Genomic DNA, 18,252 nt, shown 5'->3' with positions numbered 1-18,252 from the left:
CTGCAGGAGAAAGGGGCGGGGCCGCGGCGGGGGAAGTCGAAAAGGGAAAAAAGGGCGCTTCGGCTCCCGGCTTCCGGCGTTAAGATCGCCTCAAAGCGTATTTCCCTTTCTCCCTTCCTTTCAAGTGGAAGGATTTCTGGCGCATCCATGGCGGATCCCTTCAGCTCCCTTCGCCCCTGGCGCATCTTTCTGCGCGTCGCGGACTGCGGCAGCGTGAGCTGCGCCTCGCTCGAGCTCGACGCGGACGCGGCCTACGTGAGCCGCACGGTCGCCTCGCTCGAGCGCGACCTGGGCGTGAGGCTGCTCGACCGCGCGGTCCGGCCCATCGTCCCCACGCCGGAAGGGCGGGCCGTGATCTCGAGGCTGCGGCCGCTGCTTGCCCAGTGGGACGGCTTCGAGCGGTTCGCGCTCAGCCCTGAGGGCGGACGGCGGGTGATCCGGCTTTCCACCCCCGTGGGGATCGGGCGCTTCTATCTCAACCGCCAGATCGCGGAGTACGCCGAGGCGGTCCCGGGCGTGACCATCGAGGCCTCGGTGAACGCGGGGGCGGGCGACGTGCTCGCGGGGAAGGTGGACGTCGCCTTCCTGCCCTGCATTCCGCGCGAGCCCGGCCTTGCCGTCTACCCGGCGATGACGGGGTTCACGATGCCGCTGGCCGCTCCGCGCTACATCGCCCGGCGGGGCCTGCCCCGCAGCCCCGAGGAGCTCGTCTCCCACACCGGGATCGTGAAGTGCGGCGAGGGCTTTCCCGCCGCAGACCACCTGGTGCGCGGCACCGAGCGGCGGCTCGTCTTCTGGAAGCGCATGGTGCGCCACACCGACATGCTCAACATCAAGGACGTGGTCGTGAAGGGCTACGGGATCGCGCTCGACCTGCCGCTCGGGATGGCGCTCGAGGAAATCCGCTCGGGCGGGCTCGTGCAGGTGCTGGACGGCTGGCACCGGGACTTCTGGTACTACAGCGTCGTCACCCGCGAGGCGGACGGAGCGGACACGCAGATCGGGCGCTTCGCCGCCTGGTACGCGAGGCGCGCCACCCGGGAGATCGAGGAGCGGCGCCGCAGGGGCTTCGAGCTCCTCGGGCTTGACGAGTCGAAGCTCTGACGTGTTGACCTTTCAGTCAATGAAGTTTGATTTCCGCGGCAGTCTCTCCGGGTCCCGCCGCGCTTAAAGTGGCCGGTGAGCCCCCGGGGTGGCGCTTCCCGGGGGACGAAAAGCAAAAGCGTTTCTGCACCAAAAAGGAGAGAAAAACATGTCCATGTCAGAACTCAGACTGTCCAGGCGGCGGCTGCTGGCCTGGAGCGCGCTTGCGGCTGCGGCCGGAACCTTCCCGCTCGGGGCGGCGGCCGTCACGGCGGTGCCCGAAAAATGGGACGAGGTCCGCGACGTGATCGTCGTGGGCTCGGGGTTTGCGGGGCTCGCAGCGGCTTATGAGGCGAAGAAGGCGGGCAGCGACGTGCTCATCCTCGAGAAAATGAGGACGCCCGGGGGCAACTCCATCATCAACGGCGGCATTTTCGCGGTTCCGGGCTCCCCCGAGCAGAAGAAGCTCGGCATCAAGGACTCGCCCGAACTCATGGAAAAGGACATGATGCGGGCGGGCGACGGCCTCAACCACGTCGAGAAGGTCCGCACGCTCTGCGAGCAGGCGCTTCCGACCTACCACTGGGCCGTGGAAGAGATCGGCGTGAAGTTCCAGAGCAGGAACATCAAGCAGGAGGGCGGCCACAGCGTCCCGAGAAGCCTCTTCACCGCGAACGGCTCGGGCTCCGAGATCGTCACGAAGGAGCTCGCGGCCCTTGAGAAGCTCGGCGTGAAGCCGCGGCTTCGCGCGATGATGGAGTCGATCATCGTCGATCCCTCGGGGCGCGTCGTGGGGCTGCGGGTCCGCGAGGGCTACCGCTTCCCCGACCGGAACTCCGGGCGGGTGCGCTGCATCGCCGCCCGGCGGGCCGTCGTGCTCGCCTACGGGGGATTCGCCGCCGACCCGGCCTTCCGCGAGATGTACGACCCGAAGCTCACGGAAAAGTTCCAGAGCACCAACCAGCCCGGGGCCACGGGGGACTCGTGGCGCGCCGCGATGGACATCGGCGCGCAGATGATCCAGAACGACCAGATTCAGATCCTGCCCCAGACCTCGCCCGACGAGAAGGGCTTCGGCATCGGGTTCGCCTGGTCGGGCCACGTGTCGATGTTCGGCGTCTGGATCGACGCCGTCACGGGGCGGCGGTTCGTGAACGAGCTGGCGAACCGCAAGGTGAGGTCGCTCGCCATCCTCGAGCGCCTCTCCCAGGGGCACGACTGCCTCGCGATCGGGGACGCGGGCACCGCGGCGAGCTTTGCCGAAATCCGCCCCGGCATGCTCCAGAAGGAGCTGCAGCGCGGCTGCGTTTTCAAGTACGACACGCTCGAGGACCTCGCGCGGGCCCGGAAGGTGCCGCTTGAGGCCCTGAAGCAGACGATCGCGGAGATGAATGAGACGGTGAAGACCCGGCGCGATCCTATCGGACGTCCTGTCAACGCGAAGGCAAAGCCCCTGGGCCAGGGCCCCTGGTACGTGGCCCGGATGTCGCCCAAGGTCCACCACTGCATGGGCGGGCTCTACACGAACAACAAGGCTCAGGTCTACCACGTCATGGGGCGGCTCATCCCGGGGCTTTATGCGGCGGGCGAGGCGACGGGCGGCGTCCACGGCGCGGTGCGCCTGGGCTCCTGCGGCACGGCCGACGCCCTGATCTACGGCCGCATCGCGGGAGAGCAGGCCGCGGCGCAGAAGCCCTGGATGTAAAAGGATCGAAACCGCATCCAAAGGGGGCGGCTCTGGCCGCCTCCTTAAGGATCCGGAGGCCTTTTCAGAGGCAGGGGGCTCCGGGCGGGGCCATCCAGGGCCTTCGCCCGCCCTGCCGGCCACCCTTTCCTTCTAGTCCCCGTCTTTTCCCGCTTCCTTCAAAAAAGCGTTTTCGTCCCGCCTGAGAGCCAATGATTTTTTCAAAACACGCCCTGAGCGAAGCCCGGGCCCGTCGGATGCGGCTGCGGCGCTTCTTTTTCCTTTTTCCCGCGGCAGATCCCTTGCCGAGAACCCCGCAGATCCGGGGTTTTCTCTGTCTTCTATCACTATAGGGTTATTTTTTCCAGTTTTTTATTTTGATCCGGCAGGGGTGAAACGGGTGCATCATTAAGTCATGGAAGCAAGACGAATGGAAGAAAAGAAAATGACTTCAAAAACAGAAAAGGGAGAATGGCGCGCGAGGGGCGCGCGGCGGGCGGGGGAGGGCCTTGAGTTCGTCTACCCCAGAACCCGCAGGGAGGCGGCGCGCGAGTGCCTCGGGCGCGCCGCGATGGGAGACCGCAGGGCGCAGTACGAGGCGGGCTCGCGGCTTGAGCGCGGCGACGGCGTGGAGGCCGACAGAGCGAAGGCCTTCGAGTGGTTCTGCCGCTCGGCTCAGGCGGGCTACGGGCCGGCCTGCTCGAAGGCGGCGCTTTACTGCCTCGAGGGGCTCGCGGGGCGGCGGGACGTCGCGCGGGGAATCGCCTTCCTCGAGCGCGGCGCTGGAACGGGCGACGCGGTCTGCCTGCTGCTCAAAGGCGAGTGCTGCCTGAAGGGCGTCGGCTGCGAGGTCTCCCGCGCCGAAGCGCTGCGCTGCTTTGAGCGCGCGGCCGCCTGCGGCCTGCCCTCGGTCCAGTACCGGGCGGGGCTTCGCTGCCTTGAAGGCGACGAGGGCTACGCGCTCGACCTGAAAAAGGGGATGGCGTGGCTCACGAGCGCCGCGCGGCACGGGTTCCCCCAGGCCGCGCTCGAGCTCGGGCGGATGAGGCTTGAGGGGCGGCTCGTTCGGAAAAGCGGGCGCGAGGCCCTGCGCTGGTTTGCGCTCGCGGCCCGGGAGGGAAGCGCGGAGGGGCTGCTCGAGCAGGGGCGGCTTCTGCTGTCCGGCCGGGGCGGCGCTTCAGGCCTCAGGCGGGGCATGAGGTGCCTCAGGGCCGCCTCCGAGCGGGGGCTGGCCGAGGCGGAGGAGCTCCTTAGGGGTTCGCTCCCGAAGGGCGGGGACAGCGGGCCGGAAGCCGCGGGCCGGGCCGCGGTCGAAAAGGCCTGAGGGGCCGGACGGACGTTTCAACCCCGGGGCTCTTTCTGCCAGTTCCCGAAGCGCAGCCTCGCGAGGAAGATGAGGCCGCGCAGGATGAGCTCGCCGCACATCGCGATCCACACGCCCCGAAGCCCCATCGACTGGGAAAGCAGCCACGCGGCCGGGATCCTCACGAGCCACATGCTCCCCAGGTTCATGAGGCAGGGCGCGAGCGTGTCGCCCGCGCCCATGAAGACGCCGTAGGCGACGATCGAGGCGGCGAACATCGGCTCGGCGAACGCCTCGATCCGAAGCACGGTGCTGCCGAGCTCGATGATCGCGTCCACGTTCGACATGAGCCCCATCATGAAGGGCGCTGCTGCGTACATGAAGGCGCCCATCAGGGTCATCACGGCAATCCCCGAGCCCACCGTGAGGTAGGCGAAGCGCCTGGCCAGCGCGGGCCGCCTCGCCCCGATGCACTGGCCGGTGAGCGACGAGGCGGCGTCGGCGATTCCGTAGCCCGGCATGTAGCACAGGCCCTCGGCAGTGATCGCAAGCGAGTTCGCCGCGAGGGCGACGGTGCCAAGCGGTGCGACGATCATCGTTGAGGCGACCTGCGCGCAGCACATGACGGTGTGCTGGCAGCCGATCGGGATCCCGATCCGGAAGGCCTCCTTAAGCCGCGCCGCCTCGGGCCTGAAGCGCCCCCGCTCGCCGCGGATCCGCAGTTCCGGCGACTTCGTGCAGACGAACCAGAGCATGGGAAGCGCCGTGAGGAATTCGGCGAGCACGGTGCCGACCGCCGCTCCCGCGACCCCGAGCCCTGCGCCAGGGGCCGTGAAGGAAAGTCCCGCGAACTGTACCTCGCGCGTGGGGAAGATGAGAAGGAAGTTGAAGACGACGTCCTCGAGGCACATGAGCACGCTCAGCAGCGAGGGCACCCGGATGTTGCCGCTCGCGCGCAGCATCCCGCCCGCGAAAGCGCTGAGGAAGAAGATCGGGAAGGCGGCCGTGTAGAGCGCGAAGTAAATGCGCGCCTCCGGGGCGACCTCGGGCGAGGCGCCGAGGAACTCCGGCAGGAAGGGCGAGATCGCAAGCCCCGCGCCGCCCAGGATGAGCCCGGTCGCGAGCGCGACGACGAAGCCCTGGCGAAGCAGCGAGCGGGCCGCACTGTAGTCCCGGGCTCCGATCCGGTGGCTCGCGAGCACCGTGTAGCCCGTGAGCCCCGCGCTGCCCAGACCCCAGAACAGCCACGTGGTCGAGGCGACAAGTCCCACGGCGGCCGCTTCCACCGCCCCGAGGTTGCCCACCATCGCGGCGTCGATGTACTGCATCATGACCGCTGCGATCTGGGCGACGATCGCCGGGAGGCTGAGCCGCACGACAAGCGCGAGCTCTTCGGAGCGGGTGAAGGAACCGCCCGAGCGGATCCTCGAGATCAGTTTTTGGGTGATGTTTTCAGTCATCGCTCACGGCGGGGGAAGAAAGGCAGCCTCCGGCCCCCGTAGAAAAAATAAGGGCGGCGGGCTTTCAAGGCAGGATTCTATTGCGAAACGCCCCGGGGCACCCGGGCCTTTCTCCTGCGCGGGCTTCGAGCCTATGATGGCGTGAGTCACAGTCATTCTTTTTAAGGAGCAAGCGAAAATGCCAGAGAAGACTTCCGCGCTTTTTGAGCCCTTTCTGCTCAACAACGGGGTGACGGCCCCGGGGCGGCTCGCCGCCGCGCCGATCACGCTTTACTGCCAGAACCCCGACGGGTCGGTGAGCGAGGCCGAGCGGCAGTTTCTCAGGGGCCGCGCGAGGGGCTTCGGGATCTACGTGCTCGGGGCCACGCTGGTCGCGGACAACGGCCAGGTTTTCCCGGCCAGCCCCGCGCCATCCGCCGCTCCGACCTGCCGGCGCTGCGCGAGCGGGCCGAGCTCGTAAAGAAGGAGGGGGCGCTCGCAATCGCGCAGATCCATCACGCGGGGATCCTCGGGCGCGCCGAGTTCCTGCCCGGGCACCGCGTCGTGGGGCCCTCGGACAATGAGGAAAAGGGCGCCGAGGCGCTGTCGGGCTCCGAAGTGAAGGAACTTGTCGAGGCCTTTGCCAGGGCGGCCCGGCTCTGCCTCGAGGCGGGCTATGACGGGGTCGAGATCCACGGCGCGAACCAGTACCTGATCCAGCAGTTCTACTCCGCGAAGACCAACCGCCGCACGGACGAGTGGGGCGGAAGCCGCGAAAAGCGGATGCGCTTCCCGCTTGTCGTGACGGACGCGGTGCTCAGGGTCCGCGAGGAGGCCGGACGGCCCGACTTTGTCGTGGGCTACAGGCTCTCGCCCGAGGAGCCCGATGAGAACGGGCTCACCATGGAGGACACGACGGCGCTGGTCGAGCAGCTCGCAGCCCGCCCCCTGCAGTACATCCACGTCTCTCAGAAGGACTTCTTCCGCAAGGCCAGACGCGGTGCGGACCCGGCGCTCTCGAGGCTTGAGATCATCCGGCGGGTGATCCGCGGCCGCACGGCGCTCATGGGGGTGGGAAACCTCATGACCGCGGAGGACTTTGCCCGGGCGCTTGCGACCGGGTGGGTTGATTTCACGGCCACGGCCCGCGCCCTGATGCTGAACCCGGAGCTGGGCGAGCTGATCCGCTCGGGCCGCGGTTCCGAGATCGCGACGCGCCTCACCCCGGAGGTCGAGGCCTCCTGCCGGACGCCTTCGGTTCTCTTCCCGAGGCTGCCCCGCTGAAAGCGGAGTGAAGGGACATTCGGGGAGGGCCTCCCGGCCCTCTCCAAAATATGCTCGAAGCCGGGCTTCGATCAGCCAGTGAGGAGTGTGCGGAATATCCGTTTGCGGCGAGGGCTTCCAGCGTGGGAGAAAGCTCTGCAGCTTCAATCCCGCGGTCAAGCTCCTCTCCTGAGGGCCAGGCGTTTTTAATGAGATGGTCAGCCCCTACAGCGGGGCCTTACTCGCGGTGACCATCCATCATGAAAACTGTAGCTGAAAACAAAAAGAGCGCCCTTGCTTCTCAGAACACAACCCCGCCCGGGGTTATAACTGAGGTATCCAAAACCAAGGAGCGCTCCGCCATGAATTCTACCCTCTCAAACAATCCCGCTGTTGTCATCGGCATCGACCTTGCCAAAACCCACTGTGATGTTGTTGGGTTTGACAAAGATCGGAAGATAGCCCTGAAGCTGCCCCGCATTTCGAAGGAAAAGCTGCTGGAAAAGCTTGCGAACATGCCCCGGGCCTCCGTTCTGATGGAGGCCTGCGGCGGAAGCCACTGCTTCGTCCGCAAGGTGAAAGCGCTGGGGCACGACGGACGCCTCCTGAACCCCGGGGATGTGAAGCGCATACGATGCGGGCATCAGAAGAACAACATGCTTGACGCCGCCTACATCGCCTGGGCCTGGTACATTCCAAGCTTCAGCTATGTGGTCCCGAAAACCCTGGCGCAGCAGGATCTCCAGTCCCTGCAGCGCATCTATCAGGGCTACATGAAGACCCGCATAGAATTCGGAAACAGAATTCACGCCCTGCTGCTCGAATATGGTTTAAGCAGTCCTCAAACCAGCCGGTTCATAGCCGAACACCTTCCGGAGTTCATAGAGACGCATACGAAAGATCTGACGCCTTTGGCCGAGGAAGCCCTCCTGATGCTGCGGGACTCCTGGCTCGAGGCCTCTGAATGGGAGAAAAAGGCCGGACAAAAGTATGACGAACTCGTGCGTGCAAACGAGGACTCGAAGCGTCTGATGACAATTCCGGGCATTGGCCCCAAATGCGCCGGCGCTCTCCTCACGCACTGCGGGGAAGCCTCCCGCTTCCGCGACAGTCGGCAGTTTGCGGCGTCTCTCGGCCTTGTGCCCCGCCAGAACTCGACCGGAGACAGGGACACCCTGGGCCACATTACGAAGAGAGGGCCGAAACACCCCAGATCCATGTTAGTTCAGGGGGCCGCGGCTTTGATGATCATGGCTGACAGGCTCGAGGGAACTCTTGGCGAATGGGTCCGGAAGATCAAGGCGTCCGGAAAGAAATACGGCGTCAAGGTCTGCGCCATCGCGCCAAAGCTCGCCCGCATCGCCTGGAGAATACTCTGTGAGAAAGGCATGGAATACAGGCCTCAGCCTATCAAAGCCGGCAGATCGAGGGCTGCGGCTTAAGTCGGAGAGCAGCTAAGAATATTTTCTCAGGACCACGAAGGCCAATGTTGTAGTGACGATCCGGCTCAAGGCGGCGGGAAAACGCAGGAAAATGCAATAGTTCAAGTCTATGAAACTGCGTTTTTTATAGTGCGCTCCCGCCGCACCCGAATATCACTAGGCGGCGAGGAAGAGAAAACCTTTCTCATGACGACCGCGGACGTATTGCTGTGAAGCCTCCTCATCACACGAAGAGCTGGCGCTACAAGTGCATCGGCAGGAATGGTTATGGGAATCAGGTTGTGGCGGCAGATGAAATTCGACGCTCGCCGCCGCAATAATGGGTGCGCGCAAGTGTTGATCATGCGCGCACTGGTGCGGCGGCTCGATGCTGATTCTTCGATTTGAGCTTTTTAATTGAGATTTTTAAAGTTGGGGCATGCTTGCGCATGCCCCGTTAGGGAAACTACGCCTCAACAGTTTGGGCTGACCACGTATTGCATCAGGAACGGTTTCACTTCGGAATCTCCGGTTTATGGATCCGAGTTCCTCGATTCGTTACTTTCTTTTAAAGCGGGACAGAGTCTTTTTCTGATTTTTTCTAGTGCTGCACTAGTTTTCCAAATCAGAAGATCATAATCTGCCATATTACGATCTTGCATATTATGATATGCCATATTATAATATGGCATATTATGATCTTACATATTACGATCTTACAGTCTTATAATCTGAAAAGCTAAATTGATTATTCACAAATCACTGGCTTTAAAAGGTATTCGATAGATTTTCAAGGAAATTGCTATGAGTGATCCTGCCTTTTTCGGTCGAACCGGTGAACTTGAATCCCTTCAGGATGCCTATGAGAGCAGGTCGGCGGAAATGGCCATCATTTATGGCCGGCGGCGGATTGGCAAGACCGCACTTATCCAGAAATTTTGCGAAGGAAAGCCAGTATTCTTTTATACGGCCAAATCCTGGAAAGATTCCTACCAGCTGGAGCAGTTTTCCCGAGCTGTCGGCATTTTCTGCGGAAATCCTCAGCTGGTCTTTCTTAACTGGGCTGCGGCGCTTAAGGCCGCCGCGACCCGCCCTGAGAAAGACCGCAAGGTGCTTGTCATTGATGAGTTTCAGTATATTGCCAAAGAGCGCCCGAGCATCCTGTCGGAACTGCAGGTACTGTGGGATGAGGTTCTTTCGCATGAAAATATCCTGCTTATTCTCTGCGGCAGCGCCGTTTCTTTTATAGCTAAAGAAGTTTTGGGCGAGAAAAATCCACTTTACGGAAGAGCCAGAACACTTATGAAAGTTCGTCCGCTGCCCTTTCAGACAGTGGCCGAGTTCGTCCCCGCTTATACGGCTGAGGACATCTTCAGGGGTTACGCTGCATTGGGCGGGATTCCTTATTTCTGGCAGGCCGTGGATCCCCGCAAGTCAATGACGGAAAACCTCGCAGTGAACCTTCTTCGTTCCAACGGCTTCCTCAATGATGAGGCGCAGTCTGTTCTCAGGCAGGAATTTCGGGATCCAGGGACGTACAACGCTATCCTGCGGTCCATTGCGTTTGGTGCGACAACTCGAGGCGAGATCTCGCAGAAAAGCCTCGTAGATCCGCGTATCCTCACCAAATACCTGTCTGTCCTGGAGGACATGGATTTTGTCGTGAAGGAATTTCCTGTTTTTTCCGGACATGGTGATTTAGGCAATACGTCACGGGGAATCTACCGAATTTCCGATCCCTACCTTAAATTCTGGTTCCGATTTTTATCTACCCCTCCCGCCCTCATCATGACTAGACAGGAGGCTCTTGCGGAATGGGACGCTTCGGTTGAGCCTTTTTTTGCTGAATTTGCTTCAGATACGTTTGAGGAAGTCTGCCGCCAGTACCTGAACCGGAAGCGTCTGGAGGGGAGACTCCCGTTCAGGCCTGCCGCCCTGGGGCGGTGGTGGAAGGGCGGCACAGAGATCGATATCGTCGGCGCCGACCACGAACGACGCCAGTGCCTCGCTGGAGAATGCAAATACCGCAGCCAGAAAACCGGCGTGAAGGTTCTGCGTACCCTCCAGGCCAAATGCAGCCAGCTGCCGGTAGAGGAGGACGCCCGGTTCGACTACTGGATCTTCTCCCGCGCGGGATTTGAGGACGCGCTGCAGGAGGCGGCAGCGAAGGACCCGTCCGTTCACCTCGTTGGGATGGCGGAGCTGCTTCGCTGAAAGAGGGGCCCTTGGGCCGCTCGCGCGGCGTGCGGGCAAAGAAAAGGCACCGGAGCTTCCGCCCCGGCGCCTCTGCTAATGACGCTGCGTCAGGAAGAGATTACTTCTTCTCGAGCGGGTGGGTCATGTTGGCCGGCACCACGGTCGCGTCGAACACTTCAGGCGTGCAGACCTTGAGCTCGAGGGCCGCCTCGCGCAGCGACAGGTTGTGCACGTGGGCGTAGTGGGCGACCTTCGCGGCGTTCTCGTAGCCGATCACGGGCGAGAGGGCGGTGACCAGCATCAGGGAGCGCTTAAGGAAGTAGTCGATCTTCTCCTTGTTGGCGGTGATGCCGTTCACGCAGTGCGTGGCGAAGGAGACCTGGACGTCGGCGAGCAGGCGGATGCTCTGCAGCAGGTTGTAGGCGATCACGGGCTTGAAGACGTTCAGCTCGAAGTTGCCCTGGCTCGCGGCGAAGCCGATCGCGGCGTCGTTGCCCATCACCTGCACGGCCACCATCGTGACCGCCTCGCACTGCGTCGGGTTCACCTTGCCCGGCATGATGGAGGAGCCCGGCTCGTTGGCCGGAATGTTCAGTTCGCCCAGGCCGCAGCGCGGGCCGGAGGCGAGCCAGCGGATGTCGTTCGCGATCTTCATCAGGTCGGCGGCGAGGCCCTTGAGGGCGCCCTCGAGGAAGACCACCGCGTCGTGGGAGGTGAGGCCGTGGAACTTGTTCGGGTTGGAGACGAACTTGAGGCCGGTCGCCTTGGAGATTTCAGCGGCCACGAGCTTGTCAAAGCCCGCCGGGGCGTTCAGGCCCGTGCCGACCGCGGTGCCGCCGATCGGCAGCTCGCGGCAGGAATCGAGGGCCTTCAGGATCTGCTCCTTGCTGTGGTCGAGCATGGAGACATAGCCCGAGAACTCCTGACCCAGCGTGAGCGGGGTGGCGTCCTGCAGGTGGGTGCGGCCGCACTTGATGATGTCCTTGAAGGCGTCAACACGGGACTGCAGGGAGGCGCGCAGGCGGTCGATCGCCGGCACGAGGAGCTTTTCGACCTCGTAGACGGCCATGATGTGCAGGGCGGTCGGGAAGGTGTCGTTCGAGGACTGGCCGCGGTTCACGTGGTCGTTCGGGTGCACGAGCTTGTCCTTGCTTTCGGCGGCCTTGTTGCGGAAGTTCCCGCCCAGGATCTCGGTGGCGCGGTTGGCGATCACCTCGTTCATGTTCATGTTGGACTGCGTGCCCGAGCCGGTCTGCCAGATGGCGAGCGGGAAGTTGTCGGCGAGCTTGCCGGCGAGGACTTCGTCGCAGGCCTGGACGATCGCATTCTTGCGGCGCTCGTCGAGGTTGCCGAGCTCATTGTTCACAATGGCGCAGGAGCGCTTGAGATACATGAACGCCCGGGTGATTTCCGGCGGCATCTTTTCCGTGCCGATCTTGAAGTTTTCATACGAACGCTGGGTCTGCGCGGCCCAGTATTTCGAATTGTCGACCTTCACTTCACCCAGGGAGTCATGCTCAATGCGAAATTCCATGTCTTTCTCCTATTGAAAGAGCTTTACCTATCAGGAGGTAGTCGCAAGAAAAACGAAAAGCCCCGACGCTGCCTAATCCTTTATGCGGAAGCGGACTAGCCGTTTGGGATACGGCGTATTATGGCCGATTTGCGCCAAAAAAGAAATTTTTTTATCCGGGGCTTGCTTAAGATCAGAAAGTAAAGACCGGGCCCGGAAGGCGGCCGGACATCCCGCCGGGAGGCTGTGGCGGGGCCTGCGGGGCCGGGCGCGGGCCGGCCTCCGGAGGGCCCCCGAGGCGCAGCCCGCAGCCCGGGCGGAGACCCCGGCATGCGCAGAAGTTCTATTTCTCTTAAGAGGTATCTGCGCGGGGGAGGAAGGGCGCAGATCCGGGGCCCCGGAGAGAAGGGAGGGGCCCGGGCAGTATAATTTTTCGGCTCAAAGGAGGGTGCCCGGGCCGCGCGGAATCAGCCGAAAGGCAGAAGGCGGCGCGGGGCAGCCCGAAAAAAATAAAACGGATTCCTTCCCGCCCTCCGCGGGAAAAGGAAAAAGCCGGTAAGAGGGATCTATGCTGGAAGCGTTTCTTCAGGCGGTGACGGCCGTCTTCATTCTGGGCTGCGTGGCGGGGATCGGCTACTATTCGGCCTCCCAGGGCTGGTACGACGAGTCGGGCAAGAAGCTCGTCTCCAAAATCGTCGGCATCACCATCCCGTTCTACCTCTTTTCCACCATCACCTCGCGCTTCACCCACAGCGAGCTGCTCGACCTGCTGGGGATCACCGGGGTGCCCTTCCTCGCCTTCGCCGTCTTCATCGCGGTCTCCGTCCTCCTCTGCCGCCTGGGACTCGTGCGCAAAGAGTGGCAGGGCACCTTCATCGCGCAGTTCTCGGGCGCGTCGCTCCTTTTCGTCGGCATTCCGGTGACACTGGCGATGATCGGCGAGAAAGGCATTCCCTATCTCCTGGTCTATTTCATCCCGAACGTGATCTTCATCTGGACGATCGGCCTTTACGGCATCCAGCTCGACGGCGTCACGAAGCGCGGCGGGGCGCGCCCGAAGCTCTTCTCGGTCAAAAGCCTGAAGATGATTTTCACGAAGCCCCTCATCGGCTTCCTGCTGGGCGCCGCGGTCGTGCTGATCGGGCTCACGGTCCCGCGCCCGATCGCGGCCGCCACGAAGATGATCGGCCAGATCTCCTCGCCGCTCGCTCTCGTGTTCATCGGCATCACGATCTACCAGATCGGCTTCAAGCGCTTCGCGCACCTGCCGCGCGAGGTCTGGCTCATCCTGCTCGGGATCAACGTGATCAAGCCTGTCATCATGTTTTTCCTCACGCAGGCCTTCGACATGGACACGCTCGCGCGCCAGATGATGGTGATTGCCTCCGCCATGCCGGTAAGCCCCATGACGGGCGTCCTCGCAAAGCTCCACGACGGGCCGGCGGAGTTCGCCTCCGCCTCGGTCGGCACTTCGGTTTCGGCGCTCGTCTTCACGCTGCCACTCATCATGATGGCGGTGAGTTTCATCAGGTAAGGGAAGGGCCCGCAGCCGGGCCCGTTTTTCAGGAAAAAAGGGGAAGAGCCCTGCCCGGGCCTTCCCTTTTTTGTAAAGCCGCCCCCGGTTTTCTGAGACGCCTCAAAGCTCCTGGGGGGTTCCGCCTAGTCCCGGGGAGCATTCAACTGCCGGTTTTTTATAATTAAAAATGCGGCAGGGCCCGCCAGCCGGGCTGTCCCCTCGCAGCCCCTTTACCGCGAGGCCCTGGCGCGGCCGGACATGGCAGCAGGCGCCGCCCGGGCGCTTCCCGCAGCCTTCAAATCCGGCCGATGGTTGAACCACAAGCAAAACTAAAGAGGCAGCCATGGACAAATCCGTTCTAAAGAAATGGGCCGTTGTGCTGGCGCTGGGTGCGATCATCTGGCTCCTGCCCGTCCCGCAGGGGCTCACGCCCGCAGCCTGGCATCTGTTTGCCATATTCGTCGCGACCATTGCAGGCTTCATCCTGCAGCCGATCCCCATGGGCGCGGTCGCCTTTCTCTCGCTCACGCTCTGCGCCCTCTTCGGCATCCTCAAGACCAAGGACGCCCTGATGGGCTTTGGCAGCGGCACGATCTGGCTGATCGTGTGCGCGTTCTTCCTCTCGCGGGGGTTCATCAAGACAGGGCTCGGCCGCCGCATCGCCTTTCTCATCATCAAGGCGATCGGCAGGAGCGCGGCCTCGCTCGGCTATTCGATCTGTCTTGCTGAGCTCGTCATTTCGCCCGCGATGCCTTCAGCCACCGCGCGCGGCGGCGGCGTCTTCTACCCGATCGTGCAGTCCCTGAGCAGCGCCTTCGGCTCAGAGCCGGGCGCGAGCGCCGGCAAGATCGGCCGCTACCTGATGCAGGTGGGCTTCCACGCCGATGCCGTCACCTGCATGATGTTCCTTACCTCGATGGCGGGCAACCCGCTCTGCGTCGGGCTCGCGGCGAGCGCCGCGGGGGTCGAGCTCACCTGGACCGAGTGGGCGCTCGCGGCCATTGTGCCGGGGCTCGTGTGCCTGTTTCTCGTGCCGATCGTGCTCCTTAAGATTGCGCCCCCCGAACTGAAGGAGATTCCCGACGCCCCGAAGCTCGCCGCCCAGGAGCTCTCCCGGATGGGCCCGATGAGCACCGACGAGAAGGTGCTGGCCTTTGTGTTCGTGATGTGCCTCGTGCTCTGGGCGACGGGCAGCCTCACCCACCTCGGGGCCACCCCGATCGCGATGCTCGCGGTCTCCATCATGCTCATCGCGAAGGTGCTCTCCTGGAAGGACGTCCTCTCTGAAAAGGGCGCCTGGGACGCCATGTTCTGGATGGGCGGGCTCATGTCGCTTGCCACGGCGCTCGCGAAGTCGGGCTTCATCAAGTGGGCGGCCGCGCTCATCGCGGGCGGCGTCTCCTCGGCGCACATGGGCTGGATCGCCTCCTTTGTGGTGATCTCCCTCATCTATATCTACTCCCACTACTGCTTCGCCTCCGTCACGGCCCGCATCTCGGCCATGTACGCGGCCTTCGTCGCGGTGGCGGTCGCCTGCGGGGCGCCGCCCCTTATGACGGCGGTCGCCTTCGGCATTTTCGCGAACCTCCCGATCTCGCTCACCCACTACGGCAACGGCGCCGCGCCGGTCTACTTCGGCGCGGGCTACGTGAGCCAGGGCGAGTGGTGGCGAAACGGCTTCATCATCTGCACGATCAACACCGTGGTGTGGTTCACGATCGGCATGGCCTGGTGGAAGCTGATCGGCCTGTACTGACAAGCGCGGGGCCGCCTCCGGGCGGACCCCGCCTTTTAAGGGAAGCGGGGCCGGCTGCAGGAGGCGCGTGCGGTGGTCCCGCCCCTTTTGCGCCAGACGCAAAAGATAGTTGCGGTAAACGCCCTCTTTTGCGTATTGATTAATACTTTGGAAGTACCTTATGATTCCCCCTGCCTAATTGCTCCGCATAAAGAGCAGGGTCGGGCGGCCGCCCGGCGGGCCCGGGGCCTGAAAGCCCCGCGCCCCGTGCGTCCGCCCAGGCAGAGCAGGTCCTGTGAAGTCAGGGCCGTCGGCTTTTTAACTATCTGAACTCATTTCAGGGGAAAAGCATGAAGATTACGAGTGTCGACATCATTGATGTCAAGAATCCGCTGCAGTCCGCCGTCTCCAAGTGGCGCCCGGTAGTGGTCCGCATCAACACCGACGAGGGGATTTCAGGTTTTGGCGAAGTGGGCCTCGCCTACGGTGTGGGCGCTTCCGCCGGCTTCGGGATGGCCAAGGATTTCGCTCGCCTTCTGATCGGCCTCGACCCGATGAGGACCGAGTTCATCTGGGACAAGCTCCAGAAGAAGACCTTCTGGGGCCAGGGCGGCGGCACGGTGGTCTCCGCCGGCATGTCCGCGATCGACGTGGCCCTCTGGGACATCAAGGGCAAGGCGCTCGGCGTTCCCTGCTACCAGCTGCTGGGCGGCAAGTGCCGCGACGAGCTGCGCACCTACGCCTCCCAGCTGCAGTTCGGCTGGGGCAACGCTGAGAAGAAGGACATCCTCATCACCCCCGAGCAGTACGCGAAGGCCGCCGAGAAGGCGCTCGAGCAGGGCTACGACTGCATCAAGGTCGACGTGAACGAGATCGACACCGAGGGCTACGCCAAGCGCCGCAACCTCTACGGGTGCTTCGCCCAGCGCGACCTGATGGTGGGCTACAACCGCCTCAAGGCGATCCGCGAGGCCGTTGGCGACCAGATCGACATCATCGTCGAGGCCCACGCCCTCACCGACACGACCTCGGCCATCGAGTTCGGCCACATGATCGAGGAGTTCCGCATCTCCGCCTACGAAGAGCCGGTGATGAGCCTCAACCCGATGCAGCTCAAGCAGGTTCACGACAACGTGAACATCCCGATCGCCGCCGGCGAGCGCGTGTTCACCCGCTGGGGCTATCGTCCGTTCTTCGAGAACCACATCATCGACCTGATCCAGCCGGACCTCGGCACCTGCGGCGGCTTCTCCGAAGCGAAGAAGATCTGCGACATGGGCCACATCTACGACACGACCTGCCAGATCCACGTCTGCGGCGGCCCCATCATGACCGCGGCATCGCTCCAGCTCGAGTGCGCGATCCCGAACTTCGCCATCCACGAGCTGCACCGCTACGCGCTGCTCGACGGCAACCGCCGCACCTGCAAGTACGACTACCTGCCGGTGAACGGCCGCTACAAGATCCCGGAGCTGCCCGGCATCGGCCAGGAGCTCACCGACGAGTGCATTGCCGAGTCTCCGAAGGAAACCGTGAAGTAAGCGGCAGGGCTCGTAAGGGGAGGGGCTTTTCAACCGGACGCCCGCCCCTTACGATAAGAAGCCGGCCGGAGCGCCCCGGCTGAAAGGCGCGGGGCCTCCGAGCCGGCCCATAGACATTTAAGGGAGTCAATATGATTGGTCTTATCATCGCGATCGTGCTGACCGTGATCGCGGGCTATCTGATCGGGAAGAAGGCCTACGCGGCCGCCGTCCTGCTCGTGGCCGGCGTCATCATGCTCGCCATCGCCGTCGCCTTCGGGATGGGTCCGGGGCTGGGGCTTAAGAAGAGCACCGGCTCGGCCTTCTTCGACATCTTCCTCGTGGTCGAGAACGTCATGTCCTCGACGCTCTCCAAGCTCGGCCTGTCCATCATGTGCATGGCGGGCTTCGCGAAGTACATGGACCGCGTCCACGCCGGCCGCGCCCTCTACGACGTGGTGGGCGGCCCCTTGAAGTACGTGAAGTCGCCCTATGTCCTCGCGGGCTTCGGCCTCATCGTGACCCAGATCGTCGGCATGGCCATCCCCTCGGCCGCCGGCCTCGCGCTCATGATGATGGTGACCCTCTACCCGGTGATGATCCGCGCCGGCGTGCCGAAGATGACCGCCGTGTGCACGATCGCCGCGAGCCGCTTCTTCGACCTAGGGCCGGGCTCCGCGAACTGCCTGCTCACGGCGAAGACCGCCAACATCGAGTGGGCCGACTACTTCATCAACTGGCAGATGGTGATCTATCCCTTCATGCTGATCACGATGCTCGTGTCGATGTACTTCGCCCAGCGCTACTGGGATAAGAAGGAAGGCGTCGAGCCGCTCACGGCCGATGAGATGGCCTCTCTTGAAATCGATGAGAAGAAGGCCGCCGACGAGGCGAGGATCCCGAAGATCTACGCTCTGCTGCCGGTTCTGCCGCTGTTCATCCTGCTCCTGTTCAACCCGGTCGTGCTCGGCCGCTACGGCATCAAGATCAAGGTGGGCGTGCCGACTGCCATCGTGCTCTCGGTCATGGTCGCCATGCTCTTTGACCTGATCCGCACCCGCAAGACGATCGAGGTCATGAACGGCCTCAAGGACTTCTTCAAGGGCATGGGCGGAGCGCTCTCCGTGGTGGTCTCGCTCATTATCGCCGGCCAGGTGTTCGGCAAGGGCCTGATCGCGATCGGCGCCGTGAAGACCCTGATCGACGGCGCTCAGGCCGTGGGCCTTGGCGCGATCCCGATGGTCCTCGCGATGTGCCTTGTGATTCTGGTGATCTCCTTCCTGATGGGCTCGGGCAATGCGCCGTTCTTCTCCTTTGCTCCGCTCATTCCGGATATCGCGACCCAGTGGGGCATCCACACCGCGACTTTCCTGCTGCCGCTGCAGACGATGACCGGCCTCGGGCGCACGATGTCCCCGGTGACCGGAGCCATTGTGGCCGTGGCCGGCATGGCCAACGTCTCGCCGTTCCGCATCGTGAAGCGCAACGCCGTGCCGCTGATTCTCACGACGGTGGTCTGCCTGCTTGTCACCTTCATCCTGATGTTCTAATGGTCTGACAAGACGCAAGGGACCCTCCC

Annotated in this window: 13 protein-coding genes; 11 read left to right on the top strand and 2 right to left on the bottom strand. The window is 63.3% G+C overall.

Annotation, left to right across the window (positions count from 1 at the left end):
- The first annotated feature begins 147 nt into the window (after positions 1–147).
- From MUN46_RS08580 to MUN46_RS08570, 3 genes are all read left to right on the top strand, one after another.
- On the top strand, positions 148–1,104 hold the full coding sequence (locus tag MUN46_RS08580; protein ID WP_243376283.1) for a LysR family transcriptional regulator: 957 nt from the start codon (positions 148–150) through the stop codon (positions 1,102–1,104).
- Between the two features lie 154 nt (positions 1,105–1,258).
- On the top strand, positions 1,259–2,788 hold the full coding sequence (locus tag MUN46_RS08575; protein WP_243376282.1) for a flavocytochrome c: 1,530 nt from the start codon (positions 1,259–1,261) through the stop codon (positions 2,786–2,788).
- Between the two features lie 424 nt (positions 2,789–3,212).
- On the top strand, positions 3,213–4,091 hold the full coding sequence (locus MUN46_RS08570) for a tetratricopeptide repeat protein (RefSeq protein WP_243376281.1): 879 nt from the start codon (positions 3,213–3,215) through the stop codon (positions 4,089–4,091).
- Between the two features lie 17 nt (positions 4,092–4,108).
- Here the strand turns inward: MUN46_RS08570 and MUN46_RS08565 are convergent, their stop codons facing one another.
- On the bottom strand, positions 4,109–5,530 hold the full coding sequence (locus tag MUN46_RS08565; RefSeq protein ID WP_243376280.1) for an MATE family efflux transporter: 1,422 nt from the start codon (positions 5,528–5,530) through the stop codon (positions 4,109–4,111).
- Positions 5,531–5,708: 178 nt separating this feature from the next.
- On the opposite strand from MUN46_RS08565, the gene MUN46_RS08560 reads away from it, so the two are divergent.
- The 4 genes from MUN46_RS08560 to MUN46_RS08545 all read left to right on the top strand — a co-directional run bounded on the left by MUN46_RS08560 (position 5,709) and on the right by MUN46_RS08545 (position 10,407).
- Positions 5,709–5,990 carry a hypothetical protein gene (locus tag MUN46_RS08560; protein WP_243376279.1) on the top strand — a complete coding sequence of 94 codons (282 nt, stop codon included), beginning with the start codon at positions 5,709–5,711 and terminating at the stop codon, positions 5,988–5,990.
- Complete coding sequence (locus tag MUN46_RS08555) at positions 5,942–6,793, top strand: oxidoreductase (protein WP_340309688.1); 852 nt, start codon at positions 5,942–5,944, stop codon at positions 6,791–6,793. The genes MUN46_RS08560 and MUN46_RS08555 overlap by 49 nt, the downstream gene beginning before the upstream one ends.
- Positions 6,794–7,134: 341 nt before the next feature.
- Positions 7,135–8,214, top strand: coding sequence for an IS110 family RNA-guided transposase (locus MUN46_RS08550; RefSeq protein ID WP_285230593.1), 1,080 nt, complete (start codon positions 7,135–7,137; stop codon positions 8,212–8,214).
- A gap of 783 nt (positions 8,215–8,997) precedes the next feature.
- Positions 8,998–10,407 (top strand): ATP-binding protein, encoded by a 1,410-nt coding sequence (locus MUN46_RS08545; protein ID WP_243376430.1) that lies wholly within the window; start codon positions 8,998–9,000, stop codon positions 10,405–10,407.
- Positions 10,408–10,507: 100 nt separating this feature from the next.
- Here the strand turns inward: MUN46_RS08545 and fumC are convergent, their stop codons facing one another.
- A complete protein-coding gene (gene fumC / locus MUN46_RS08540; RefSeq protein WP_243376429.1) occupies positions 10,508–11,923 on the bottom strand; it encodes a class II fumarate hydratase in 1,416 nt (471 codons plus the stop codon).
- A gap of 547 nt (positions 11,924–12,470) precedes the next feature.
- Here fumC and MUN46_RS08535 point away from each other — a divergent pair.
- From MUN46_RS08535 to dcuC, 4 genes are all read left to right on the top strand, one after another.
- The gene (locus MUN46_RS08535; RefSeq protein ID WP_243376428.1) at positions 12,471–13,436 is read left to right on the top strand and encodes an AEC family transporter; all 966 of its coding nucleotides are present in this window, start codon (positions 12,471–12,473) and stop codon (positions 13,434–13,436) included.
- A gap of 325 nt (positions 13,437–13,761) precedes the next feature.
- The gene (locus MUN46_RS08530) at positions 13,762–15,174 is read left to right on the top strand and encodes a DASS family sodium-coupled anion symporter (RefSeq protein WP_243376427.1); all 1,413 of its coding nucleotides are present in this window, start codon (positions 13,762–13,764) and stop codon (positions 15,172–15,174) included.
- 329 nt (positions 15,175–15,503) lie between these two features.
- On the top strand, positions 15,504–16,694 hold the full coding sequence (locus tag MUN46_RS08525; RefSeq protein ID WP_243376426.1) for a mandelate racemase/muconate lactonizing enzyme family protein: 1,191 nt from the start codon (positions 15,504–15,506) through the stop codon (positions 16,692–16,694).
- A 131-nt stretch (positions 16,695–16,825) separates the two neighbouring features.
- Positions 16,826–18,223, top strand: a complete 1,398-nt coding sequence (dcuC, locus tag MUN46_RS08520; protein WP_243376425.1) for a C4-dicarboxylate transporter DcuC — start codon at positions 16,826–16,828, stop codon at positions 18,221–18,223.
- Positions 18,224–18,252 lie beyond the last annotated feature (29 nt).

Source organism: Mesosutterella faecium, from assembly GCF_022809315.2.
Lineage (GTDB): Bacteria > Pseudomonadota > Gammaproteobacteria > Burkholderiales > Burkholderiaceae_F > Mesosutterella > Mesosutterella faecium.
This window is presented reverse-complemented; position numbering and strand designations above follow the sequence as displayed.

Bases quoted from the DNA above. Each gene is read 5' to 3' on its own strand.
- MUN46_RS08580 (WP_243376283.1), top strand. From the start codon at position 148: ATGGCGGATCCCTTCAGCTCCCTTCGCCCCTGGCGCATCTTTCTGCGC.
- MUN46_RS08575 (WP_243376282.1), top strand. From the start codon at position 1,259: ATGTCAGAACTCAGACTGTCCAGGCGGCGGCTGCTGGCCTGGAGCGCG.
- MUN46_RS08570 (WP_243376281.1), top strand. From the start codon at position 3,213: ATGACTTCAAAAACAGAAAAGGGAGAATGGCGCGCGAGGGGCGCGCGG.
- MUN46_RS08565 (WP_243376280.1), bottom strand. From the start codon at position 5,530: ATGACTGAAAACATCACCCAAAAACTGATCTCGAGGATCCGCTCGGGC.
- MUN46_RS08560 (WP_243376279.1), top strand. From the start codon at position 5,709: ATGCCAGAGAAGACTTCCGCGCTTTTTGAGCCCTTTCTGCTCAACAAC.
- MUN46_RS08550 (WP_285230593.1), top strand. From the start codon at position 7,135: ATGAATTCTACCCTCTCAAACAATCCCGCTGTTGTCATCGGCATCGAC.
- MUN46_RS08545 (WP_243376430.1), top strand. From the start codon at position 8,998: ATGAGTGATCCTGCCTTTTTCGGTCGAACCGGTGAACTTGAATCCCTT.
- fumC (WP_243376429.1), bottom strand. From the start codon at position 11,923: ATGGAATTTCGCATTGAGCATGACTCCCTGGGTGAAGTGAAGGTCGAC.
- MUN46_RS08535 (WP_243376428.1), top strand. From the start codon at position 12,471: ATGCTGGAAGCGTTTCTTCAGGCGGTGACGGCCGTCTTCATTCTGGGC.
- MUN46_RS08530 (WP_243376427.1), top strand. From the start codon at position 13,762: ATGGACAAATCCGTTCTAAAGAAATGGGCCGTTGTGCTGGCGCTGGGT.
- MUN46_RS08525 (WP_243376426.1), top strand. From the start codon at position 15,504: ATGAAGATTACGAGTGTCGACATCATTGATGTCAAGAATCCGCTGCAG.
- dcuC (WP_243376425.1), top strand. From the start codon at position 16,826: ATGATTGGTCTTATCATCGCGATCGTGCTGACCGTGATCGCGGGCTAT.